We start from the raw sequence: 22,802 nt of genomic DNA on the forward strand, positions 1-22,802 counted from the left end.
GTCTACCCCCCTATCTGTACCGGTATGCGCTGCTCTGCGGATTGCTCCATCATGGGACCCAATCGTTCATGCAACTGCACATAATTAGCATAAGCTTGCGTATACAGCTCTCGGCTTCGCTCATCGGGTCTATAGGAGACAGAGGAAGATGTCATGCGCTGCGATGCCTCCTGCAGCGAGCTGTACCACCCTGCTCCGTATGCCGCAATGACCGCACAGCCCTTCGTGCCCGCCTCGCCCTCATCCGCGATGTCGATCACCATGCCGGTAACATCCGCAATAATTTGCATCCATAGCTTGTTTTTGGTGCCGCCGCCAGAGGCGATAATCCGTGAGACGGGAACCCCCGCACCTGCGAAGGTATCGATGATGCTCTTCGTTCCGAAGGCAACCCCCTCCAGAATCGACCGGTAGATATGATACCGGGTATGAGCAAGCGTCAACCCATACAGCGCCCCCTTCATAGCGGCACTGCGATACGGCGTCCGGTTCCCCTGCCAGCTATCCATCATCACCAGGCCGCTGCTGCCAGCCTCCAGCCTTGACGCTTCCTGAATCAGCTCCTTGTACACGTGCTCCAGCGCTTCCCCTTGCACGCCGGGGTAGAACTGGCTCATGAACCAGGAGGTCAAGGAGCCGCAGGACAACTGCCCGCCTTCAAGCAGCCAGCTATCTGGCAATATTGCATTGGCATAAGGCCCCCACAGCCCAGGCTCCTCGACCGCCGCATCGGTATGCATCAGGTGAACGAAGCTGGTGCCTGTAATCAAGCTCATCGTTCCCGTATCACAGGCCCCGATGCCAAGCATGCCGATATGCGCATCAATTCCTCCTTGAAATATAGGGATGCCTGCCGGAAGCCCGGTCTGTGCAGCCGCCTGCGCAGTTATGACGCCGATCTGCTCGCCAACAGCCGCTACCTGCTGCGGCCACCACTGCTCATACTGCTCCAAGCCGATGGCCTCGAAGAATGAACGTGAGAAGTGATCTGTATAATTCCATTTGCACACTGCATTGCATTTCGAAGCCATCCAGTTGCCGCTCAGCTTGAAATTAAGCCAATCCAATTGCTCCATAATGCGATACCCTGGCTTCAAGAAGCCGTTGTTTTTTAGCCATAGTGATTTGGCTGTCATCCACTCCGCCGAGACCCCGCCTCCAGAGCGGCGGAGAACATCCGCAACATGCGGGTCGGCCAGTCCATTAATATAGTCTGTCTCAGACTTGGCTCGGGTATCCATCCATAGCATCGCAGGCGATTGCGGGTTCCCCTCAGCATCCACCACCAGCACCGTCGAGGAAGTTGCGCATACCGCTACTGCTGAAACCGCATTCAACAACTCGGGAGCCGGGCAACTGCGCAGCGCGCGCAGTAAGGCATCCCACCAATCAAGCGGCTGCTGCTCACAGCTTCCGGGGTGCGGGTAGGACGTGGGGTACGTTGCGCTCCCCACCCACCGCTGCTCCCCCTGGGCAGTATACAATGCCGCCTTGAGCCCCTGCGTGCCAGCATCGATGCCCAGAACATACGTCATTTTGTTTGCCCCTCCTGCGGGTAGAACATAATTTTATTAAAAACAATCTCCCGGTTTTTAATCTGATCGAACAGCCTCGGCGCATCATCCAATTGCAGCCGATGCGAAATGATCGGCTCTGCCGTCAGCTTGCCCGCTCCCATTAATTCGGTCGTATACGTCCATTCTCTGCCTGGGAATGGCGCAGAGAAGGAGTTCCATGACCCGTGTACAGCCAACTCGTAACGAAGAATTTTGTTCACAGAATCCTTGCTTAGCTCCAATCCGGCATGAGAGATGCCGAGGAACACGACCCTTCCCTTCTTCGTGCAGGAGCTGACAGCCTGATCCTGGGCAATCGGCGAACCCGAGGTGTCGAAGGCAAAGTTCATGCCGCCGAACTTCTCCTCCAGCACAGCTACCGGATTCTCAAGGCGGGAGTTAATCGTCACATCCGCGCCAAGTCGGCGAGCCAGCTCCAGCTTCTCCTCATGAATATCCACAGCCGCAATATGACTGGCGCCCAGCTCCTTGGCGAACTGGATGGCGAACAGGCCGATGGCGCCCAGGCCGAAGATGGCGATGCTGTCCCCAGCCTTGAACTCTCCCGCCCACAGGCCGTGAATGGCATTGGCTGCCGGATCGACCATCGCTCCGGCCTCATACGACACATTGTCCGGCAGCTCCACCAGATTATCTGGCGTCACTTTAATGAAGTTAGCCATCGCCCCATCACTGCGAGAACCGTAATAATCATACGTGTCGCATAGCGAGAACAATCCGTCCTTGCAATACATGCATTCGCCGCATGGGATGAGTGGCGCTACAGCTACACGCTGTCCAACCCGCCATTGCTGCACCTCCTCGCCAGTCTCCACGATGACACCGGCGAATTCATGTCCGATTGTCAGGCCTTGTGAATAAGCGCCTTTGTGAAGCACTCTAGGAATGTCCGAGCCGCATACCCCGACCGCCTTCACCTCGATAAGCACTTCATGTGGTGCAATGACAGGAATAGCGACCTCCTCCACCTTCAAATTTCCAGGTTCATACAGTTTAACCGCTTTCATCATTTTGAAGCTCCTCTCCACTTGTATCTATTTAAGTGCGCCTTTTGCGTCTGCTTGCCTGTTGCAGAGTCAGCAGCTTCTTGGCCGTCACTTCATCCGTAAACAGCGTATTAAAAAATTTCCCGTTCAACGCTCCCACGATCGCTTCGGCTTTTCCTTCACCGCAGGCCATCGCAATCGAATGCTCCTTCTGCTTCAACTGCTCCAGTTGCAGGCCGATCGTGCGTGAGTTAAGCGTTTCATCCGTCAATCTGCCATCAATTGTGTAATAGCGGGAACAAATGTCTCCTACCGCTCCTTGTCGCAACAACTCTCCGTACTCCGCTTCTGAGAAATAACCCGCCGTGTAGAGCACGGACTGATAAGAAGCTCTGCCAATGCCGAATACCGCAATGTTGGCCTGCTGTCCGAGCGTCAGCACCTCGCGAATGGAGGAATCCGTCATAATCGCGTCAGCGATGACGGCTGAATCTACGATCGTCGGAACCGACAGCATGTAGGATTGAGAATGAAATGCCTTGGAGAATTGCTCCAATATATGCATCGCTCCTGTGGAGAACGAGGTCGTGCTGACCGCACCGTTCAACTGGACGATCTTCACATCACGCCGGTGTGCCGGCTGCAGTTGATCCGCGACATAGGACAAGGTTTCGCCCCATGAAATGCCGATCGTATCCCCGTCCTGCACCAGATCGCTAAGATAACCAGCGAGCGCTCGGGCAACATCCTGTAGCACCATCGACGGCTCACTGACAAACACAGGGGATACAAACACCTTGTCGATCCCGAACGTTTCCTTGACCTCGTCTGCGATATCGCTTACAGAATCGAGCGGATAATTAATAACAAAGGATACGATGCCTCCCTTAACTGCCGCATCCAAAATGCGGCTCACGGTTGGTCTCGACAAGCTTTCCTTCTCTGCAATTTCAACCTGGGTCATGCCCAGCTCATAATACATCTTGGCAATGCGGACCATCTCTCGAATTGTATACATGCGCATGCTCCTTACTTAACTTGCCCTGATCGTCAGGCCTGACGCTTCTTACGAGATTGATTCTATACGATGCTTTTCATTATTTCAATAGATCCCGAAAAGTTGAACATAATTTCACGAAAACAATAAAAAAACAAGCCCCGCCAGCGCTTCAAACCTCGAAACACTGACGGAGCTTGGATTAGATGACAGCGTTGCCCAGACGAAGCTTCTCCTGCAGCAGCGCAACAGACAGCTCGGCGGGATCAACGGCATGCAGCACAGACAATGCAGCGGCCGTACCCGCAGCCTGCCCGGTCGCCATGCAGCTAGGCGTCAGCCTCGTTGTCGCCAATGCCTCATGCGAGGTCGAGATGCAGCGGCCAGCGGCCAGCAGGTTGGCGATGTTGCGGGAGAGCAGACAACGATATGGAATATCATACGCTCCATCCCCGGAGATGAAGGCCGCTGCCACTCCTTTGCCAGAGGGATCATGAATATCGATCGGGTAACCGCTACGGGCGATGCGATCGTCGAACTTGCGACCGGAGGTGACATCCTCCTTGGCCAGCGTGTAGCGGCCGATGATCCGACGCGATTCACGAATGCCGATCTGCGGCGCAACCGCTGATACCGAAGCCCGCTCAAAGCCGGGCACATCGCGCTGGAGAAATTCCGCCATCATAAGCACTTGCTTGCGTCCCTCCTGCTCGGCGAGCGTCAGATCCTCCGCATCCGTCGCATCCAGTCCTTGCACCCGCGTACAGTTGATCAGCACCTCATCGTCGGCCGGGCCGGTAAAGAACAACACCTGATCGCGGTTGATCGGCACGCCTGAGCGCTTCCAATGGCTGTAGAACCCGCTAACTCCAGTGAGCGGAATGCGATCCAGCTCGGCAACCGGAGTCTTCTCATAGAACTCCTCAGGATGCGCCTGAATATACTGCTTCACCTTGGCGAGATCGACCCCGCGCATGCGAAATTTCATCGTCATCGGCTGCGATTGTCGATCGCCCTCGCGTCCCTGCACAATCTCCGCACCGGACAGATAGGCGACATCCGCATCACCGCTCGTATCGACGAACTGCTGCGCTCGCACATCCAGCTTGCCCGACTTGCTGGTGATGCGCACCGCTGTAATGCGCCCCTCTGCCGTATGCACCTCATCCACAAAGCTGTGCAGCAGCAGCTTGACCCCCGCCTCGCGCAGCATATCCGTTGCAACCACCTGGTAGATTTCCGGGTGGTACGGAGTCAGTGTATGGACAAAGCCGACCGTATCGCGCAGATGTCCGGGTGAACCGCCACACGCCTGCAGCCGATCCACAATCTCCTGGGCAATTCCCTTGATCACCTGCTCCCCACGGTCGGTATGGAAGGTCATCCACGGATAGACCATCGCCGCCGTGGACATGCCGCCCACAAAGCCATAGCGTTCGATTAGCACCGTCCGCGCTCCCTGACGTCCAGAGGCAATCGCCGCAGCGATGCCGGCAGGCCCTCCGCCGATGACGACCACATCGGTCTCCAGCTCCTGTACCCGCTTGCTATGGACATTGCTCTGCACAGTCATAGCCGACGCAGCAGCAGCCTGCTCGCCGCTCGCGGCGCTTTCTGTACTCGTCAGCGCTTGCTCTGCAGTGCTCCTATGCTCCCTCATATCACTCCATTGCTTCATTGGTTCCACTCCTTCCCTATCTTTCATCGCTATTCCTTCAGCCCTGTCATCGCCACGCCCTCGATGAACCGCTTCTGGGCGAGGAAGAAGACGATGAGCAGCGGCACAGTCGCCATCACCGTAGCGGCCATCAGATGGTGCCAGGCCGTTCCAACCTCATCTGTGAACAGCGACAGGCCTAGCGGCAAGGTCATCAGCTCACGGGTATTAATGAAAATCAACGGATCGAAAAACTCGTTCCATACCGTCACAAAGGTAAAAATCGTCAAGGTTGCCAGTCCCGGCTTGGCAATCGGCAGCATAATCTGCGCATAAATGCGGAAACGACTGCATCCGTCAATCATGGCTGCCTCCTCCAGCTCGGTCGGTACCGAGATGAAGAACTGCCGCATGACGAAGATGCCGAACACACCGCCCGCTCCGAAGATCGGAAGCAGGATGAGCGGCAGATGCGTGTCGATCCAGCCGAGCTCGCGCATGAACAGGAACATCGGAATCGCCGTGACCTCATGCGGAATCATCATCGCACTTAGCAGCACGAGAAAGACGGCATTGCGTCCAGTGAACGGGATCTTGGCGAACGCATACCCGGCCAGTGAGGCGAAGAACACCGTGCCCAGTACGACGATCAGCGCAATATAGACACTGTTGAAATAAAAACGGTGAAACGGAATCCGTTCAAACACCTCGACATAGTTCTGCAGCCGGAAGGTCTCCGGTATGAACTGCGGCGGATACGTGAAGATGCTCTGCGGCTCCTTGAATGAGGTAGACAGCATCCACAGGAACGGTACCAGCATCACTAGCGAGATCGCTGTCAGCGCCGCATAGATGCCTGCGGCTCCCGACAGCTTGCGCAGCGACAAGGTCGGCGTGCGGTTGTCCAGAGCGGACAGATTAGGCGTCGCCTTCATTGAATACCCACCTCTTTCGAAGCTGCCATTGCAGCAAAGTCAGCGCCAGCACAACAACGAACAATACATAAGCCAGAGAGGAGGCATAGCCTAGCTGGAACAGCTTGAACGCTTTCTCCCAGATGTAATAGACCAGCACCTTCGTGCTTCCGCTCGGGCCGCCCTGCGTCATCACGTAGATCTGGCCGAATACCTTGAGCGAGCCGATCACCGTCATGACAACTGTCAGAAATACAGTCGGCGTAATCATCGGCAGCGTGACATTGAAGAAGCTGCGCGTGCGCCCGGCTCCATCCAGCGTCGCCGCCTCATACAGCGAGCGCGGCACCTGCTGCAGTGCGGCAATGAAGAGCACCATATTGAGGCCGACATTTTTGAGCACGCTGGTTACGATTACCGCAGGCATAGCCAGGCGCGTATCATAGAGCCAGGATGGTCCCTTGATGCCAAGCATGAGCAATAGCTGGTTGATCAGTCCCGAATCGGTGGCGAACATGTACTTCCAGACGATCGCCCAGACGATGAGCGAGGTCATCACCGGGACGAAGATTGCTGTACGGAATATGCCGATGCCTCGCATACTTCTAGAGAGCAGCAGCGCCAGCAGCAATGCCAGCACGATATTGAACGGCACCAAGCCCGCAGTAAAATAAAATGTATTGCCAAATACCTTCCAGAACATGGCGTCCTGCAGCAGATGCTCATAGTTTTGCAGACCGACCCAGCTAGGGTCGCCCAGCAGCGGCCAGTCCGTCAGGCTCATATAGAGCGATAGCCCCATCGGGAACAGCAGCAGCAGTGCAAAGCCCAGCACCATCGGCGATACGAACAGCCAGCCTGTAATTTGCGCCTCTCTGGCGAGTGGACCTCTGCCCGCACCATTGCGTTTCATTACGATTCACCGCCTTTAATTGATCTTGTCGATAGCATTGCGGAATGCATGAATCGCCCTCCGCAGCTCATCCTCAGCCGTCCCAAGCACGATCGCTCCCAGCATAACCGCAGCGACACCTGTGGAATGAAGCACGGCGACATCCTCCGTCACCAGCTTGCGCTGAGAGGGTATCAGCACCGGAAGCTGCGAGAGTTCAACCAGTTGTCGATATTTCAATACATCCTTAAAGGATAGGGGGGTACCGTATTCATCACCCGGCACAATAGAAGCCTCCAATGCCGTCATCCCATAGCTGCGAGCAGCCTGCACCAGATGGGGATCATAGCTGCTATCGATAGCAAACGTCCGATCCAGCCCAATCTCGCCCAGCATGAAGGACGGAAGATGATGCGCATAGATCGAATAGAAATCGAAGCCAAGACCGTCCAGCCGTGAGATATGCTCCGCTTGGGCGCCCTCGATGCTGCCTGCTGGCACGACCCCAAGCGGCCCTTGCCACTGACTGCGAATCGTCTGGAAGACATCCTCATACTCCTCCAGTGCTCCAAAGTGATTGCCGCTGGCACGATGGCCAACATTGTAATGCACCTTCAACCCATCTGCGCCTTCCTCAATCGCCGCCTTGGCCAGCGCAAGGTCGTTGGCTGGCAAGCTGACGATCAACGACAGCTCGCGACTGGCCAGCAGCGCCTGCAATTTTCCCATTATAGTTCCCTCCGTTATCGGTATGCTTCTTGTTCCTCGCCAGCTTAGACGGGCTCGAGCAACGCGGGAGGTCGGCAGACAGTCCGCTGTGCGAGCCATCACGCCTGCCCCCCCTGACGGATGTCTGCAGAGCAGCCCACCGCTGCTCTGCACGCCAGATAACGTCACCCGTATCGCTTATTCAAAAATTCCGCTCAAGTCTTGTTCGATCTGCTGCAAATTATCCTTCGGCGCAGCGACACGCCCGAACAGTCGATCGAAGCCTTGCAGAATCGCATTGTCAATGTCCTGCCAGCGGATGTGACCTGGTAGGATGCGCGACTTCGGCATTTCATCGATGACCGCCTGAATGATATGCTCCTTGCTCGGGTTGTTCGGCTGGTTCAGGAACACATCCGAATTGAGCACTGAGGTGCGCGGCGGCACGAAATAAGTCGCGGTCGCCTGAATCCCTTGCTCGCTGGCGAAATATTTCAGCAGCTTCTTCGCTTCCTCAGGATGCTTGCTGTCCTTGAACAGTGTATATCCCGCTTGACCGAGCATCGAGACACTGCCCTTGGCGCCAGCCGGCATCGGCGCGATGCTCCATTCAAAGCCTGTAATCTCGCGCGCCTTGGAGACGTAAGAATAATTATCAAAGAACATCCCTACATTCCCGGCGTCGAAGCTGATCTGTTCTCCTGCCTTGGGGTGGGATTCGTCGGTGAACATCATTCGCTCCAGCATCTCGAACGTCTCCACACCATAGGCGTCATTCCAAGTAAACTTCGTCATCTCATCATTGAACGGCCCGCTGCCGAACGACCAGGAATAGGAGGACAGGATGGCCCATGTCTTCCAGTCGCGGAAGAAGTTCGCCCCATAGACGCGATTCGCGGCATTCTTATTGGAGAGGGTCTTCGCCGTCTCCTCGAACTTCGCCCACGTCCATTGTCCTGCGGCTGCCAATGTATTCGGATCGGTCAGCCCGGCCGCATCGAACAGCGTCTTGTTGTAGAACATGACGACCGGCGGCGTCGAGAACGGCAAGCCTAGCAACTGATCGCCATCACGGAACAGATCGAGCGTGCTCGGAATGTAGTCCTCCAGCTTGAAGGACGCATCCTCCTTGAACTCGGATACATCTGCCAAGATGCCGTTCGCCTTGAATTGCGGCAGCATTCGCTCCGACACCCAGGCAATATCCGGGAGTGAGCGACCGGCGGCGAGCACCGAAACTTTCTGCTGATATTCCGCGAATGGCACTGATTCCATCGTCACCTTGATGCCCGGATTATCCTTGGTAAAGTCTGCGATCAGCTTATTGTACACATCCATGTGCGCCTGATTGCCCCACATCATGAACTTCAGCTCGACCTGTTCGCCTTGATCCGTGCCCTCCTGCCCGCCTTGCGGAGCACCGCCGCTGCCTGAGTTGCTGCTGCAGCCGACCGCGGCCACAAGCAGAAATGCCAGAATAGCTGTCCAAGCTGCCTTTCTCATATGAATCCCCCTTATCCGCTATGTCGCTAGCGATGCTGTATCGCTTGCCATTTGAGTATAGCCCAGCGGCCTTGCGTCCTTAAATCACGCCATTTCAAGAATTGGTACGCAATCTTTATACATTGAACGAATAAGCTCCAACCCCCATGATGCGAAGTCCGCTATTCCCTATTGCCCTCTGCCTGCTCAGGCAAGCTGAAGCGCTCGCGATACTCGCCTGCTGTCATCCCGTTCTGCTGCTTGAAGACCAGCATGAAGTGCTTGGGGCTCTGATGGCCGGAGAGACGCGCGACGTCATAAATTTTGAGCCGGGTATGCGCCAGCAGCCAGCGTGCCCGCTCCATGCGCGCGTCCGCGATATATTCCGAGTAGTTGACGCCAGTCTCGCTCTTGAACAATTGACTCAGATAGGTCGCATTCAGGTGGACGACCTCCGCCACCGTCTGCAGGCGCAGATCGCCATCCAGGTGAAGCTTCACATACTCCTTAATGTCGCGGATGAGCCTGCGAGCCTCCTTGCCGCTGGCCTCGCTGTCCATCGTCTCTGGCTGGCGCTCGACAATGCCGTATTTGCGGTCGAGCTGGTGCTGAATCTTGTGTACTGCGGCAACAAACTCATGACGTTCGATCGGCTTGAGCAGGAAATGGCTCACCCCGTATTCAATCGCCCGCCGCGCATATTCGAACTCTCCGTAGCCGCTGATGATCATAATCGGCAGCTCAGGATACATTTCGCGCACCCGCGACACCATCGTCAGCCCGTCCATCTCCCGCATCCGAATGTCGGTAATCAGCAGGTCCGGCACCTCGCATTTCAGATATTCCAGCGCCTCCACTCCGCTCGCCGCCTCCCCCGTCACCGCAAATTGCGGCACCGCTTGACCGATCAGCTCCCGCAAGCCTTGGCGGATAACCCGTTCATCCTCTACCAGCACCACCTTGTACATATGCTCATCTCCCATTTGCATGAATTGGAATCGTAATCGTCACCGCCAGCCCCTGCCCAGGGCTCCCGTCCACACTGAGACTGCCGCGCTCGCCATAGATTAGCCGGATGCGCTGACAGATATTGTTCAGGCCCAGCTTATCCTCATGATTTGCTTGCAATGATTCGTAGCTGGGCTGTAAGCCGATTGCGGCATTCAGCACATCAATCTCCTGCTCGCTCAAGCCTTTGCCATTATCCCGAACGGTTAGCAGCAGCTCATCCTCGAACTGGAGCGCCGACACCCAGATGACGCCCGGCTCCTCCCGTTCCTCCTGCCCTTCCAGCCCATGGTAGAGCGCGTTCTCCACCAGTGGCTGCAGAATCAGCTTCGGAATGGGATAGTGCTTCACCGCATCATCAATGTCATAGATAACCTGCAGCTTGCCTGCATAGCGAACCTGCTGGATACGCACGTAGGAATCGACGAAGGCGATCTCCTCATGCAGCATTACAAGCCGATCTACCTTATCAATCGTGTATCTGAGCAGCTTGCCGAGCGCCGTGACCATATCCGACACCTCCTCATGCTTGCGACGGATCGCCATCATATTGATGGACTCCAATGTGTTATAGATAAAATGCGGATTGATCTGACTCTGCAGCGCGGACAGCTCGGCCTCCTTCTCACGGATGCCCAGGATGAACACCTCGTTAAACAGCCTGTTGATCTCCTCCATCATCCGGTTAAAGCCGCGGCTCAGTTGGCCGAATTCATCATTGCTGAAGTCAGTCACACGCTGGCCGAAATCGCCCTGCTCCGCCCGTACCATATGCTGCTTCAGGCGAATGAGCGGGCGGGTGATGCGGTAGGCCAATATCGCTGCCAGAATAGCCACACCTGCCATACATAGCACGCCGAACCAGAAGGTGAAGGCGACCATCGCTCGCGACTCCTTCTGAATCACAGCAATGGGCGTCAGGCTAATAACAGACAGGCCGGAATAGCTCGAATGGTGCTGCACATACAAGTATTGCCTGCTGTCCAGCACCAGCTTCTGGTTGCCCTTGTCCGGGTAAACCTGCAGTCGCCCATCTCGAAACAACCGTTCATAAGCGGATAGTCCCCCGGCGGAGATGCGCTCGAACATCAGCCGTTGCCGGCTGTCGACAATCATCAGGCTCGCGTCCTGCTCGAAGTTCAGGTTGGAGAGCACCTGCCGGAACGCCTCCAGCTTCATATCGATGACAATATAGCCGAGCCGCGACAATGTGCCTGGGTCGCGAATCTCTCTGGCAATGGCAATATACGGCTCCTCCTGCCGGGTCAGATAGTAGCTCGGCTCATGCGGCGGGAGCAGCCGCCACTGCCCATCCGAGCCCTCCAGCTCCCTGAACCATTCGTCCTGACGGCTGTCCCAGACGGCCTCGATCGCCAGTGAATCGACGCTGGAGAACAGGATGCCGCTGTTGCTGATCAGGTGAATGCCGCGAATCTCCGGGCGGTCGTACACCTGCCCTGAGGTGTACAGCTTCATCTTCAAGTAATCATCGGACTGCGCCCAGGTTGCCGAGCCCATCGGCCCATTGTATTTGGCGAGGATGCCTAGCACGATCTGATCATAGAGCGGCATCAGGGACAATCGTTCATAGTCCTTGAGCAGACGGTTCAAGTTGGCATTAATCTGCCGCACAATATCAATGGTGAATTGCTCGGTCTTGTGATCCAGCGTCTGCGAGAAATGGCGGTAGTTAACTAAACCATGCAGCCCGAGAGGCAGCAGCGTCAGCGCAACGAACAGCAGCAGCAGCTTGGAGCGCAGGTTCATCTCTCGTGAATGTCCGTTAATCCAGTCGATCATCATCGTTCTATCCCCCAAGCGGCTGTCCTATAGTTGACTCTTCCGTATTAAATCGCTTACATCATTGCAATGAGCGTTCATCATATCCCGTTTGCAGCGGTGACGCTATCCCGTCATCTTTGGATTGGGTATGGAATCTTTAGATATGTCCCTCTCCCGCGACAGACGGCAAAAAAGCTGTCCCCAAGACGGGAACAGCTTCTCCAGACCAGCATAACAACGGCCTGAGATGCTGCATGTGCTCCTATTATAGAGCACCAGCGGCTTCTTGAACAGGCAAGATGTCATATAATATTACATTTTAAGACGGATTCTTGATAGCAATCTATGGGAGCTGTCTGCGAGCAAGCGCCTTGCCCGGAATGCACCTCTGGCAATATCTAACCTACTTCAAATGAAAAGCCTCTTCGATCTCCTCGATACGTGCTGGCTCCATATGAATAATCTCTCCGAGCGCCCGTGCCGAGATGATGGCCTTCGCACTATATTCTGCCACCTCCAGGCGGTCGAATGTGTTCAGGAGCGTCTGTCCTGTAACAATGACACAGTCATTCTCGGCGATAACGATCGGCGTATCCATGCGGAACAGCTTCGCCGCCACAGCTGGCGCCGTGTAGAGATCGCCATGCGGCAGCTTCGGAATATTGCGGAGCAGGATGTAGCTCTCCGGGATAGTACGCGAATCGAACTCCTCGTTCGTCACCGCAAATGCCATAATGTTCGGCGGATGCGCGATAATGACCGAATTGACATGCGGCTGGGTGTCATAGATATACTGGTGAAACCTCACCGAGCGGCTTGGCGTCTTGCCCTGCTCCTTCTTGCCATTCTGAATGCGCACCAGGTCGGCCGGCTCCAAATATTTGCGGTCCCTATCGAATGGTGTAATGATGAAGGAGCCATCGCTAAGCCGCTGCGAGAAGGTGCCCTGCGTGCTGGTGAACAGCCGCTGGTCATAGGAACGATGAATCAGCTTGCACATCTCGCGCCGCGCCTCCCGCTCCTCGCTCGTGCAGGTACCGGGGACGAACTCCTCCTGCAGCTCCTCCCGCTTCTCCACCAGCTCTGCAGGCTGCAGCGAGACAGGGGTACCGATACGGCGTGCCTTAATTTCCAGGCGAGCGCAGTATTCAAGCGTCTCGAAGCGCTGAAACGCCTGGAACAGATCGGCTCCACCTACCACAACGCCATGATTCTCCAGCATAACCGTGTCGATTCCCTCCGCGAATACAGCAGCGATCTTCTCGCCCAGCTCCATGCTGCCCGGCAGACCATATTCCGCCATCCCGACCATGCCGCAGATGCGGTGATCATTCGGCAGCAGATGCACATTGGGAATCTGCCTGACGATGCTGAAGGCCACCAGCGCTGGAGGATGCGCGTGCACAACAGCCCGCAGATCCGGTCGCTTGCGGTACACCAGCATATGGAAGGGATGCTCGCTGGAGGGCTTATGCTTGCCGACGATCGTGCCGTCTGCCTTGACGCAGACCATGTCCTGACGTGTCAGCTCTCCCTTATCGATGCCGGCAGGCGTAATCCACATATCGCCATTCTCGTCCAGCACCGACAGGTTGCCGCCTGAGGTTGTCGTCATGCCATAGCTGTATATGCGCTGCATCATCATCAATATCTGGTCGGACGGGTGTAACAGATCGAATCTCATAGGGTCGCCTTCTTTCTGAATATGTCTGTTTCTTAACCGTATTGTACTAAAAATTAATTTGGTTATGTGGATTTATTTTTATATTATCCTTAATCCTGGCGTTGCGATGTGACATGCATCACAAAAAGCCTTCAGCTTACTGAATAAAGACGGCATTTGCCTGCCATCAACAGCATCGCTAAAGGCTCTCCCATCGCTCCTGCTGCACCTGCAACTAACAGAGCGTTTCCACAACATCTCTAATCTTCTGATGATGAGCCAGCACACCATAGCTCATCCAAGCGAGAAAATCCACCTCCCTGACCCTTCCTTCGCGGACAGCCGGCACTGCTCTCCAGACCGGACTGGACAGCAGCTCCCGTCCCTCCCCCTCCAGCTTATCAAAGGTGACAAATAAATAGTCCGCATCGATCTCGGTCAACTGCCGCTCATCCAACTCGACCATTCGCTTCCCCTCGGTCAGGCGCTGTACACTCTCGGGAATACGCAAGCCGAGGTCAGTGTGCAATACGGTTCCGGTATAGCCAAGACTCTGCCCCCCATACAGGCAGACAACGCAGGCAGAGATACGCAAGCAGGCAACGCTTATGCCCGGGGCACGCTCCGCTAACAGCTTACGGGCCTCTTCCGCCTTGCGTTCATACCGCTCAATAACGTTTTGCGCCTGGGCTTGTCTACCGAAGATGGCTGCGATCATGCGCAGCGTCGCGCGCCAATCCTCACCGAGGTATGGCAGCTTGAACACGGGAGCTACCTCCTTGTAGCGCTCCAGTTGCCAACGCTGACAGCCGGCATCGAGCACGATGAAGTCCGGCTGCAGCCGCTTCAGCTTCTTCGACTCCATCGTGGCAATATCGATCTGCGGCACCTGTCTCAGACCAAGATAATCCTGCCGCCCCCACTGCGCATGGTACATCTGCGCGATCGGCATAATCCCTAGCGCCACCAGGTAGTCCTCTAGAAAAGGCGCAAAAATGCGCGAATATGTATGCTGCCTGCGCCTGTATTGGCCTGGTGAAATCCCCATCGCCTGCTTAAAGCGTCGGTTAAAGTAATACTCGTTGCTATAGCCGACAGCCTGAGCAATGTCGCATAGCCTGTCCTCGGTGAGAATAAGCAGATGCTGTGCATGCTCAAGACGGATTGCATTAATATATTCGAGCGGAATATGCCCTGTCAGCTCCTTGAACAACTGGGAATAGCGCCATCTGCTTACGCCAGCTCTTCCCGCAAGCTGATCCACAGTGAGTGGCTCGTTGTAATGATCTGCTATATAGCGTATCGTCCTCTCCACTGCCTCATGCTCAACACGTCCCTCTTGCTGCCTTGCATTTTGTTGAAAAAGGAACAACAGCAGCTCCTGAAAGCGAATATGATTATGAAAAGCCTCCAGTTGTCCACCAACATCCACATGACCGCAGATCGTCTCCAGCAGCAGCATGCATTGCGAGTAGGGATGACATGAGATGGGACCTGGCTGCAGCAGGACAGCTCCGGCGGGCAGGCGCGACTGCTTCGCGCTCTTTCCCATCACCTCGAAGCGAATCCTGTAATAGCTCAGCCCTTCTTCTCCGGCCTCCAGCTTATGCACCGCTCCAGGCTCCAGATAAAATCCCCGGCCCTGGGTCAACTGCCAGCGCAATTCATCGGCCGCTAGACTGCCCCAGCCCTCTGCAGCAATGAACAAGGTATGCTGTGCATAGGATACGGCCGGGCCGATTTCCTGTGCCGGCTGTTGAATCCGTGTAATATCCGTCAGCGAATAGGCTAGCGGCATGCGATCCACCCCACTCATTCATGATGATCCTATCGCCTCTTGAAGGAATGCCCAGGCAAGACTATTTCACCATTGCCTGCAGCAGGTCATCCAGCTTCATGGAGTTGGCCGTAATCTGCCCGCTCTGCCAATGCGAGCGCTCAAACCGGTACACATTGCCCTTTTGCACCGCTGGCACCGATCTCCACAACGGATTGTCGAGCACCTCAAAGGCCTGCTGGCTGTCTACAGTGCTCCAATCGCCGTTAGAGGGGAACAGAATCAGATGATCGGCATTCAGATCAGGGATTGCCTCCTCGGACAACATCATCTGATAATCCGTCATATCGGCCACCATCTGTACAGGCTTCAGCCCGAATTCACTGTAGATGACCCCGGTATAGCTGTTATGAACTCCAAACAATGCTAGCGACTTGTCGTCTATGTTGATACGAACGACGGCGACAGTCTCATGGCCCACAGCCTGTTGCAGCTTCTGCCTTCCCTCATTAACCTTGTGCTCATAGGAGCTCAGCACGTCCTCTGCCTTCTCCGGAATACCGAGCACATCGGCAATCGTCGTTATGGTATTCCTCGTACTACTCAGCGCCTCATCCTTGAGGCGATAGGTCGGCGCAATCTTGGAATACAGCTCATACTTCTCCTTATCCACGGCACCATCGACTAGAATCAGATCCGGGGCCTGCTGCAGCAAGGCCTCCAGACTCCCGGAAATATCAAACAGCGGCGCATCGAGCTTCAGATACTCCTGAGTTCCCCAATACGGATGATACCACTGCACTATTGGCTTCACCCCCAACGCGAGCAAGTAATCCTCCAGATAGATGCCTGCGATACGCTGAGGATGTACCGGTATGGTCACCTCCCCGAATTCATCCTGCACAATACGGGTTGCCGGCTCCTCCAATTCCCCTTGTGCCTGCTGCTCGGTCTGCTCTGTCTTTGTCGGTACAGCCTCCCCAGGCTCGTTCGTACCCGACCCACAGGCCGTCATTGCTGTTGACAGCATGAGCAACAGAGTCATTCCTAATGTCAATCGCCCCATTTTCGTCATTGCCTTCGTCCACCCCTATTTTAATTGATTATCATTCTCAATTTCAACTTTTTTAGTGTAGCCTACTCCCGATAGGAGGGCAATACACTTTCCTTCATGATTTCTTATACAAACGTAAGCCGAGAACCCCTATTCCTCCAATTCCTCCCCCACATCCGCCCGATATTCGAACCAACGGAACCAAATTTCATACAATAACATATCAATCTCTTACAGGTCAGGTGGTGCCAGATGACGGAAGATGATCGGATACGATTAGTCACATTCATTGTTGTGTTTGTTATTATCGGTTCTTTTATCGCGGGGATCGGAACAGACGGGAGCAGCCAGCCCGATTCGAGCACCATTATTGTCTGAGTAGGCGGTGAGCTCGCATGGCCAGAAGAGGCAGCATCAGCAGTAATGGTAACGGAAACGGCAATGGAAATGGGAACGGAAAATGTAATGGTAACGGCAAAAATGGCAGCAAGAGCAGCAGCAAGCAGCCCAAGCTGTCCCCGCAGCAGGTTGCTGTTGTTATTGGCTTGCTCACAGGCGCTCTCGAAGTCTTGTCCGTACTGGTGGACAGGGATCAAAATATACAGATCGTCCTTCAAGGCTCGCTGCGCAAAAAGACCAAGGCCGACCAACTCGTCGAGGACCTGGGCGACGTAAGCGTGAGTGATCTTATTGATGCGTTTATTAGGAAATAGCAACGTTGCGCTAGTCGACACAGCCGCCCTCCGCTTCCTCCTCTAACTTTGTTGTATAATGGGAGCAAGGAGAGTGATCTGCATGACAACCTTTACAGCTTTTGTAGTGGACAACCAACATGGGGAATTCCAACGCGGGGTCATGAAGCAAACCCTGGAGCAGCTTCCAGAGGGCGAGGTCACGATACAGGTGGCCTATTCCAGCGTCAATTACAAGGATGGCCTGGCTGCCGTTCCCGACAGCAAGATTGTGAAGGCTTACCCGTTCATCCCGGGAATAGACCTTGCCGGTATCGTCGGGGCCTCAAGCGATGCGCGCTTCAAGCCTGGTGATCAGGTGCTAGTTACAGGCTATGGGCTGGGCGTGTCGCATCCAGGCGGCTTCAGTCAGTATGCCAGGGTTCCGGCCGACTGGATCGTCCCGCTGCCGCATGGCATGACCTTGCGACAGGCGATGCAATACGGCACTGCCGGCTTTACCGCGGCGCTCGCCGTAGATCGACTGCAGCATCTTGGCGTGCAGCCGCAGAATGGGCCTGTGCTCGTAACCGGCGCTACCGGGGGCGTTGGCAGCCTGGCTGTCGCGATGCTTGCTGCGCACGGCTATGAAGTGGCAGCCAGCACCGGCAAGTCGGACGAGCACCATTACCTGCGCACGCTTGGAGCTGTCCATGTGCTGGACAGAGCAGCGGTTGCGCCGTCATCGCCCGCCACGCTCGGCAAGCAGCGCTGGGCTGGGGCTGTCGATACCGTGGGCGGCTCGACGCTGGCGCATGTCATCAGCACCGTGCGCTATGGCGGAGCGGTGGCCGCTTGCGGACTTGCCGGGGGCAGCGAGCTGCCGTTGACGGTGTATCCCTTCATCCTGCGAGGCGTCAGCCTGCTCGGTATCGATTCTGTAGCTTGTGCCATGGAGACACGGCTCGCCATCTGGAGCCGACTGGCTGCGGATCGAAAGCTTGGGGCGGCGCTAGACGAGGTAACAGAGGAAATCGCGCTTGACCAGCTCCCCGAGCGACTGGATGCGATCCTTCAGGGACGGCTGCGTGGACGGACAATTGTGAAGCTATAAGCATGCTGCGGACAGGAGGGCGCGGAGCAACCATGCGAAATTCGCCACAGCCCGTATACCTGCTGTGCGCCCGCCCGTTCAGCAGCGTTGCTTATCATATCTATCCTATCCGTTATCCGGCAGCCTGTGCTTCGGCTTGTTCCTGTCTGCTCCCCGCCTACAGCGAGATGCGGTACTGCGAGCACTCCTCTACGATATGCTCGCCCTGGTTGAATACCCATCGGAAGCAAAAGCGACTTCCGTCATACCCTGTCCGCTGGAGAATGTCCGGGGCGATCACCTGCTCCAGATTATCCTTGATCGTCTGCTCCATCTGGTTCAGTCGCTCCTCATTGGCGGCGCGCAGCCGCTCCGCCTCCTCCAGATCTGCTGCATTCTGGATATAGTAAGCCAGCCCAACCTGCTTATCCGTAGCCTCCGCTGGCAGTGGCTGCCCTGAACCGGCAAAGATCTGCCGGACAGTTGCCAGCCAGTCCTCATAGAGATGAATATCTATTTCGTACATCGATAACTCCCCTTTTAATGTTAACGTCGTTGTTCAGCTATAGCCATCTAGCCCTCCGCCTCATCCGCTTGCAGCTCCACTTCCCCGCTAGCTGCTGCCGTATGCCGTAGCAGCGGCTCCCGATCCGATGCCAGCACCAGCTCCAGCAGCCCGGGGAAGCGATCCTCCAGATCGGCCCTGCGCAAGGACAGAAAATGCTGTGTACCTTGGATACGCACCTTCAACACCCCCGCCTCGCGCAGCGCGCGGACGTGATGCGTCATGGTGGACTTGGCGATCGGATACTGGAAGGCGCCACACGCCTGCTCCCCGGCGCTGGCCACATCCTGGACAAGCTGCAGCCGAAGCGGGTCGCTCAGAGCGGCAAAGATTGCTGTTAGCTGAATAGTATCCCGATCAGGATGATACAGCTTTCTCATCACGACTCCTCCTCCCCTCCATCCCTCAGTAATCCTACTTATTGCATTGTATCATATCTCATGCTATATTTTTATAGTTCGACAATGATCGAACATTACGTAATTCGGAGGGAAAACCAATGTCTTCTTCACGATCTGCCAACAATTCTGACGAAATACACAGCCTCCGGGAAAAGCTGATCATCCCGCTTATGGGGGCCACACTCGTTCTCGTTATTATGAACACCATGATGTTCAATCTGGCCCTGCCGCAGGTAGCGAAGGAATTCGGACTGGCGTCCACGACGGCCTCATGGATCGTAACCGGATATTCAATCCTGTTCGCCATCGCCTTGATCACGTACAGCCGCTTGTCTGACTTCGTGCCGATCAAGCGGCTGCTCGTCATCGCTCTTAGCTGCCTGGGCGGGGCATCGATACTGGGCTTCTTCAGCCATAGCTTCGGGCTGCTGTTGGTGGCCCGACTGGTGCAATCTGCCGGCGCTGGCTCGGTGATGAGCCTTGCGATCGTGTTTATCACCCGTTATATTCCGCTCGAACGCCGCGGCAAAGCTATGGCGCTCATCAGCTCGGCCGCCTCGCTCGGACTTGGGCTTGGCCCGGTGGCTGGCGGAGCCATTACACAATATCTGGGCTGGAACACGCTGTTTCTAATCACCGGCATTTCCCTGCTGTTCATTCCGGTCTTTCTGAAGCTGCTGCCGCAGGAGCAGCCGCGCAAGGGAAGCTTCGACTGGCCGGGAGCGGTGCTGCTCGGCATCGGCTCGACTGGACTGCTGCTGTTCCTGACGAGCCGCTTGGCTGCTGTGCTTGCCCTGGGTATTGCCGCCCTGGCGTTCTTTTGGCTCCGCATCCGCCGAACAGCGCATCCGTTTGTTCAACCGGTGCTGCTGCGCAATCGCCCATACCTGCTGCTAACGCTGCTGGGCATAACGGCCTACATCAACAATTTTGCCGCTCTGTTTTTGCTGCCGCAGTTGCTGTCGCATGTATTTCACCTGACACCGAATGAATCTGGCTTTGTACTATTTCCTGGCGCCCTGCTGTCCATGCTCGCCGCCAATTACATCGGACGAGCCATCGATCGCTTCGGCAATGAGCCGTTGTTCCGCGTGGCGCCGTGGCTGCTGCTGGCAGCCGGTGTACTGTTCGCACTGCTTGGCAACCTGTCGCACTATGCCATTATGCTCTTTTACTCCCTATTGATCATCAGCTTCTCCGCTCTCAATGCCAGTGTGTCCAATGAACTGTCAAGGGTGCTTCCGAGCGAGCATATCGGATCGGGGATGGGACTGTTCCAACTGCTGCAGTTCTTCAGCGGCGCCTTCAGCGTGGCGTTGAGCAGCAGCGTGCTTGGCGCATATTCGCCAGCCGAGCTGCCGGGTGCATTCACCCTGCTATTTTGGGGCATGGCTGGCGTGAGTCTGCTATCTCTCATCGTCTCCCTGTTCTATCGCCTAGTGCAGCGGCAACAGCAGCACTCACCCGTTCGCAGTTGATCTGAAGACACATAGCGAAACCCCCGTTCACGGCTGATCGCCATAAACGGGGGTTTCGTATGTCTGCCCTAATGTCTACTTGCAGAAGCAAGCAGCTCCTGCTTGCGTTCCTCCAGCTCAGAAGGCGTCATCTTCGGGCAGGTGAAGCATTTGCGGCCGTTCTCTCTTGCGTAGTACATGCAGCAGGAGGAACGAATCATCCACTTCTCCTCCGGGTTCGCAGGATTGTCGATGTAGCGTGGCTTGTGAACAAATGGGTGTCTGCGGCGACCGAACACCTCTGGCGACACCCGATTCAGAATCAGATCATAGATTCGCTCGAAGCGCGCCTGCGCCTGAGCATCCTGGACTTGCATGAAGAACAACTTCTTCAGATACGTATACTGACCGCTGAACTGGTTCCAGATCATGGCGCTCTTGACTCCTGCTGCCTCGGCTATCCCTTCAACCAGCGGTACCATAACCTCCTGAATATACTTTGTAACCTCCTGTTCCACGAACGCCTCCATCGCCTCCGGTTCCTCCGGCAGCTCTTGTCCAGATGGCCGATGAACAACATAGCGAAGATTAGCATGATCATCTCCATAGCGTTCGAGTTGAAGGGTCAGATTATTCATTGATAGATCCGGCAGGCGGTTGCTCTGCGCCATCATTATTATCGATGCGGCGAACAAGTAATACACGCTTAACCCGGCAAAGGAAGCCGGCAGTACGAGCCCGTCAGCACGGACAGCAGCACCGGCCTGCTCCAGCATCGTTCTGGCTTGCTCATGATCCAGCAGCATGGCTGCCGGTAATTCCGCGAGGGGCTCAGCAGCACCTGTAGGCGATATATTTAAGTTTTGCTCAATCAGCGTCCAATCCAATCCTTCATTCATCGATGTCCCCCCTCATGCCAGCAGCTTCAAGCTCAGCACGAATCCCCGGTCGACATGTTCAACCGGGTACTGGCTTGGGCTGGCATAGCTTCGTTTCGCGCCGAAACGAATTCGAGCGCAAGCAATCCTTTCCATCTGCTCGCTTAATGATAACGATTATTAATTTCGTTGTCAATAGTCTGCCTCTTTACGTAAAGAAGCGGATCACACGCTGCATGAACTGCCTCGCTGCCTGCCCCATATAACGATCTGAACGATGGATAATCTCCAGCTTCCGACAAGGCGTCTCCTCAATTATGGGAACACAGTGCAACGCAGGATCGCCCATCTGAACGATAAGCGGCCAAGGCTGGATGGTCGCCCCCTGGTTCGCCTTGACGAGACTAAGCACCGAGGTTGCCGAGGTCGTCTCCATCTGTGTGTTGAGCAAGAAGCCGCGTCGACGTGTATATTGCTCGACAATGTCACGACCGATATACCCTTGCGGATACATAATCGTTGGTAGTGTCCTCAGCTCCTCCAGCATAATCGGCTGCTGTCTGCCATACAGCGGATGGCCCTCAGAGACGACCAGCACATAGTCCTCCCTGCATAGCGGGATGCTTACGAGCCTCTCATCCGGCTCTCCCTCCAGGCTGATTCCCAGATCGACCTCATTGTCCAGCACCTGCTGCACAATCTCGACTGAGGCGATCACCTGGAGCTTGATGGTCGGATATTCCCTGTGATATGTCGTCAGCAGCTCGGTAATCCGATAGTCCAGATCGGACGGCAGCACAGCGATTCGCAACACACCGCGCTGCATCTGCCGCAGCTCTGCAATGGCCTCCTGCGCATTCTGAAGGTTGCGCTCAATCTGGGTACTGTATAGCAGCAGCAGCTTGCCTGCCTCTGTCAGGGCAATCCTTTTGCCTAGCCGATCAAACAGCGGGATGTTCAGCTCATCCTCCAATGCTCGTATCTGCTGGCTTAGCGTCGGCTGGGAGATGCCGATCTTGTCCGCGGCCTTCGTGAAGTGCATCTCCTCGCATACAGCCATAAAGTAACGGAGCTGGCGAATTTCCAAGCTCATCCCCTCCGAATCATTGATTGTATCTATGATAATAATAGAAATAATCATATTGATCAATCATATTCTTCCCTATACACTTGAAGATGCTACAGTATCCATCGCACAGCCAGTGTTGTGCGGATAAACGGATGCGATGCAATACATCAT

General features: G+C 55.5%; 21 protein-coding genes. 4 read left to right on the top strand and 17 right to left on the bottom strand.

The genetic code is table 11. From position 1 onward, the window contains the following. Positions 1-2 precede the first annotated feature (2 nt). The 13 genes from ACY1JZ_RS03960 to ACY1JZ_RS04020 form a co-directional block, all read right to left on the bottom strand. A complete protein-coding gene (locus ACY1JZ_RS03960) occupies positions 3-1,535 on the bottom strand; it encodes an FGGY-family carbohydrate kinase (RefSeq protein ID WP_462628161.1) in 1,533 nt (510 codons plus the stop codon). Then, positions 1,532-2,584, bottom strand: a complete 1,053-nt coding sequence (locus ACY1JZ_RS03965; protein WP_462628162.1) for a galactitol-1-phosphate 5-dehydrogenase — start codon at positions 2,582-2,584, stop codon at positions 1,532-1,534. Before ACY1JZ_RS03965 ends, ACY1JZ_RS03960 begins: the two co-directional genes overlap by 4 nt. Positions 2,585-2,615: 31 nt before the next feature. Next, entirely contained in the window at positions 2,616-3,581 is a 966-nt protein-coding gene (locus ACY1JZ_RS03970; RefSeq protein ID WP_462628163.1) for a sugar-binding transcriptional regulator, read from the bottom strand. A 181-nt stretch (positions 3,582-3,762) separates the two neighbouring features. After that, the gene (locus ACY1JZ_RS03975) at positions 3,763-5,133 is read right to left on the bottom strand and encodes an FAD-dependent oxidoreductase (RefSeq protein ID WP_462628373.1); all 1,371 of its coding nucleotides are present in this window, start codon (positions 5,131-5,133) and stop codon (positions 3,763-3,765) included. A 134-nt stretch (positions 5,134-5,267) separates the two neighbouring features. Further along, entirely contained in the window at positions 5,268-6,152 is an 885-nt protein-coding gene (locus ACY1JZ_RS03980; RefSeq protein ID WP_462628164.1) for a carbohydrate ABC transporter permease, read from the bottom strand. After that, positions 6,136-7,044: a carbohydrate ABC transporter permease gene (locus tag ACY1JZ_RS03985; protein ID WP_270170914.1), complete on the bottom strand. Its 909-nt coding sequence runs from the start codon at positions 7,042-7,044 to the stop codon at positions 6,136-6,138. The genes ACY1JZ_RS03980 and ACY1JZ_RS03985 overlap by 17 nt, the downstream gene beginning before the upstream one ends. A gap of 15 nt (positions 7,045-7,059) precedes the next feature. Further along, positions 7,060-7,752: a beta/alpha barrel domain-containing protein gene (locus ACY1JZ_RS03990; RefSeq protein WP_462628165.1), complete on the bottom strand. Its 693-nt coding sequence runs from the start codon at positions 7,750-7,752 to the stop codon at positions 7,060-7,062. 177 nt (positions 7,753-7,929) lie between these two features. Next, positions 7,930-9,234 carry an ABC transporter substrate-binding protein gene (locus ACY1JZ_RS03995; protein ID WP_462628166.1) on the bottom strand — a complete coding sequence of 435 codons (1,305 nt, stop codon included), beginning with the start codon at positions 9,232-9,234 and terminating at the stop codon, positions 7,930-7,932. 161 nt (positions 9,235-9,395) lie between these two features. Next, the gene (locus ACY1JZ_RS04000; protein WP_270170910.1) at positions 9,396-10,181 is read right to left on the bottom strand and encodes a response regulator transcription factor; all 786 of its coding nucleotides are present in this window, start codon (positions 10,179-10,181) and stop codon (positions 9,396-9,398) included. 4 nt (positions 10,182-10,185) lie between these two features. Then, positions 10,186-12,024, bottom strand: a complete 1,839-nt coding sequence (locus ACY1JZ_RS04005; RefSeq protein WP_462628167.1) for a cache domain-containing sensor histidine kinase — start codon at positions 12,022-12,024, stop codon at positions 10,186-10,188. A 382-nt stretch (positions 12,025-12,406) separates the two neighbouring features. Next, positions 12,407-13,687 (bottom strand): class II aldolase/adducin family protein, encoded by a 1,281-nt coding sequence (locus ACY1JZ_RS04010; protein WP_462628168.1) that lies wholly within the window; start codon positions 13,685-13,687, stop codon positions 12,407-12,409. A gap of 214 nt (positions 13,688-13,901) precedes the next feature. Then, the gene (locus ACY1JZ_RS04015; RefSeq protein ID WP_270170907.1) at positions 13,902-15,482 is read right to left on the bottom strand and encodes an AraC family transcriptional regulator; all 1,581 of its coding nucleotides are present in this window, start codon (positions 15,480-15,482) and stop codon (positions 13,902-13,904) included. Positions 15,483-15,525: 43 nt separating this feature from the next. Beyond that, a complete protein-coding gene (locus ACY1JZ_RS04020; RefSeq protein ID WP_462628169.1) occupies positions 15,526-16,518 on the bottom strand; it encodes an ABC transporter substrate-binding protein in 993 nt (330 codons plus the stop codon). Positions 16,519-16,749: 231 nt separating this feature from the next. Between ACY1JZ_RS04020 and ACY1JZ_RS04025 the strand changes: the two genes are divergently transcribed. The 3 genes from ACY1JZ_RS04025 to ACY1JZ_RS04035 all read left to right on the top strand — a co-directional run bounded on the left by ACY1JZ_RS04025 (position 16,750) and on the right by ACY1JZ_RS04035 (position 18,282). Further along, entirely contained in the window at positions 16,750-16,875 is a 126-nt protein-coding gene (locus tag ACY1JZ_RS04025; protein ID WP_270170905.1) for a hypothetical protein, read from the top strand. A 17-nt stretch (positions 16,876-16,892) separates the two neighbouring features. Then, positions 16,893-17,210, top strand: coding sequence for a hypothetical protein (locus tag ACY1JZ_RS04030; protein WP_462628170.1), 318 nt, complete (start codon positions 16,893-16,895; stop codon positions 17,208-17,210). 82 nt (positions 17,211-17,292) lie between these two features. Beyond that, positions 17,293-18,282, top strand: coding sequence for an oxidoreductase (locus ACY1JZ_RS04035; RefSeq protein WP_462628171.1), 990 nt, complete (start codon positions 17,293-17,295; stop codon positions 18,280-18,282). 157 nt (positions 18,283-18,439) lie between these two features. On the opposite strand, the gene ACY1JZ_RS04040 is transcribed toward ACY1JZ_RS04035, so the two are convergent. Continuing rightward, positions 18,440-18,787 carry a hypothetical protein gene (locus ACY1JZ_RS04040; RefSeq protein WP_462628172.1) on the bottom strand — a complete coding sequence of 116 codons (348 nt, stop codon included), beginning with the start codon at positions 18,785-18,787 and terminating at the stop codon, positions 18,440-18,442. A 47-nt stretch (positions 18,788-18,834) separates the two neighbouring features. Next, positions 18,835-19,206 (bottom strand): ArsR/SmtB family transcription factor, encoded by a 372-nt coding sequence (locus tag ACY1JZ_RS04045; RefSeq protein WP_462628173.1) that lies wholly within the window; start codon positions 19,204-19,206, stop codon positions 18,835-18,837. A 119-nt stretch (positions 19,207-19,325) separates the two neighbouring features. Here ACY1JZ_RS04045 and ACY1JZ_RS04050 point away from each other — a divergent pair, with 119 nt between their 5' ends. After that, positions 19,326-20,705, top strand: a complete 1,380-nt coding sequence (locus ACY1JZ_RS04050; protein WP_462628174.1) for an MFS transporter — start codon at positions 19,326-19,328, stop codon at positions 20,703-20,705. Positions 20,706-20,773: 68 nt separating this feature from the next. On the opposite strand, the gene ACY1JZ_RS04055 is transcribed toward ACY1JZ_RS04050, so the two are convergent. Then, complete coding sequence (locus tag ACY1JZ_RS04055) at positions 20,774-21,583, bottom strand: (2Fe-2S)-binding protein (protein WP_462628175.1); 810 nt, start codon at positions 21,581-21,583, stop codon at positions 20,774-20,776. 187 nt (positions 21,584-21,770) lie between these two features. Then, on the bottom strand, positions 21,771-22,703 hold the full coding sequence (locus ACY1JZ_RS04060; protein ID WP_462628374.1) for a LysR family transcriptional regulator: 933 nt from the start codon (positions 22,701-22,703) through the stop codon (positions 21,771-21,773). Between the last annotated feature and the right edge of the window lie 99 nt (positions 22,704-22,802).

The sequence above is a fragment of the Paenibacillus sp. J5 genome, assembly GCF_054955055.1.

Excerpts from the sequence above, each read along its gene's own strand:
- ACY1JZ_RS03960 (WP_462628161.1), bottom strand. The coding sequence starts at position 1,535 with ATGACGTATGTTCTGGGCATCGATGCTGGCACGCAGGGGCTCAAGGCG.
- ACY1JZ_RS03965 (WP_462628162.1), bottom strand. The coding sequence starts at position 2,584 with ATGAAAGCGGTTAAACTGTATGAACCTGGAAATTTGAAGGTGGAGGAG.
- ACY1JZ_RS03970 (WP_462628163.1), bottom strand. The coding sequence starts at position 3,581 with ATGTATACAATTCGAGAGATGGTCCGCATTGCCAAGATGTATTATGAG.
- ACY1JZ_RS03975 (WP_462628373.1), bottom strand. The coding sequence starts at position 5,133 with ATGACTGTGCAGAGCAATGTCCATAGCAAGCGGGTACAGGAGCTGGAG.
- ACY1JZ_RS03980 (WP_462628164.1), bottom strand. The coding sequence starts at position 6,152 with ATGAAGGCGACGCCTAATCTGTCCGCTCTGGACAACCGCACGCCGACC.
- ACY1JZ_RS03985 (WP_270170914.1), bottom strand. The coding sequence starts at position 7,044 with ATGAAACGCAATGGTGCGGGCAGAGGTCCACTCGCCAGAGAGGCGCAA.
- ACY1JZ_RS03990 (WP_462628165.1), bottom strand. The coding sequence starts at position 7,752 with ATGGGAAAATTGCAGGCGCTGCTGGCCAGTCGCGAGCTGTCGTTGATC.
- ACY1JZ_RS03995 (WP_462628166.1), bottom strand. The coding sequence starts at position 9,234 with ATGAGAAAGGCAGCTTGGACAGCTATTCTGGCATTTCTGCTTGTGGCC.
- ACY1JZ_RS04000 (WP_270170910.1), bottom strand. The coding sequence starts at position 10,181 with ATGTACAAGGTGGTGCTGGTAGAGGATGAACGGGTTATCCGCCAAGGC.
- ACY1JZ_RS04005 (WP_462628167.1), bottom strand. The coding sequence starts at position 12,024 with ATGATGATCGACTGGATTAACGGACATTCACGAGAGATGAACCTGCGC.
- ACY1JZ_RS04010 (WP_462628168.1), bottom strand. The coding sequence starts at position 13,687 with ATGAGATTCGATCTGTTACACCCGTCCGACCAGATATTGATGATGATG.
- ACY1JZ_RS04015 (WP_270170907.1), bottom strand. The coding sequence starts at position 15,482 with ATGAGTGGGGTGGATCGCATGCCGCTAGCCTATTCGCTGACGGATATT.
- ACY1JZ_RS04020 (WP_462628169.1), bottom strand. The coding sequence starts at position 16,518 with ATGACGAAAATGGGGCGATTGACATTAGGAATGACTCTGTTGCTCATG.
- ACY1JZ_RS04025 (WP_270170905.1), top strand. The coding sequence starts at position 16,750 with ATGACGGAAGATGATCGGATACGATTAGTCACATTCATTGTTGTGTTT.
- ACY1JZ_RS04030 (WP_462628170.1), top strand. The coding sequence starts at position 16,893 with ATGGCCAGAAGAGGCAGCATCAGCAGTAATGGTAACGGAAACGGCAAT.
- ACY1JZ_RS04035 (WP_462628171.1), top strand. The coding sequence starts at position 17,293 with ATGACAACCTTTACAGCTTTTGTAGTGGACAACCAACATGGGGAATTC.
- ACY1JZ_RS04040 (WP_462628172.1), bottom strand. The coding sequence starts at position 18,787 with ATGTACGAAATAGATATTCATCTCTATGAGGACTGGCTGGCAACTGTC.
- ACY1JZ_RS04045 (WP_462628173.1), bottom strand. The coding sequence starts at position 19,206 with ATGAGAAAGCTGTATCATCCTGATCGGGATACTATTCAGCTAACAGCA.
- ACY1JZ_RS04050 (WP_462628174.1), top strand. The coding sequence starts at position 19,326 with ATGTCTTCTTCACGATCTGCCAACAATTCTGACGAAATACACAGCCTC.
- ACY1JZ_RS04055 (WP_462628175.1), bottom strand. The coding sequence starts at position 21,583 with ATGAATGAAGGATTGGATTGGACGCTGATTGAGCAAAACTTAAATATA.
- ACY1JZ_RS04060 (WP_462628374.1), bottom strand. The coding sequence starts at position 22,703 with ATGATTATTTCTATTATTATCATAGATACAATCAATGATTCGGAGGGG.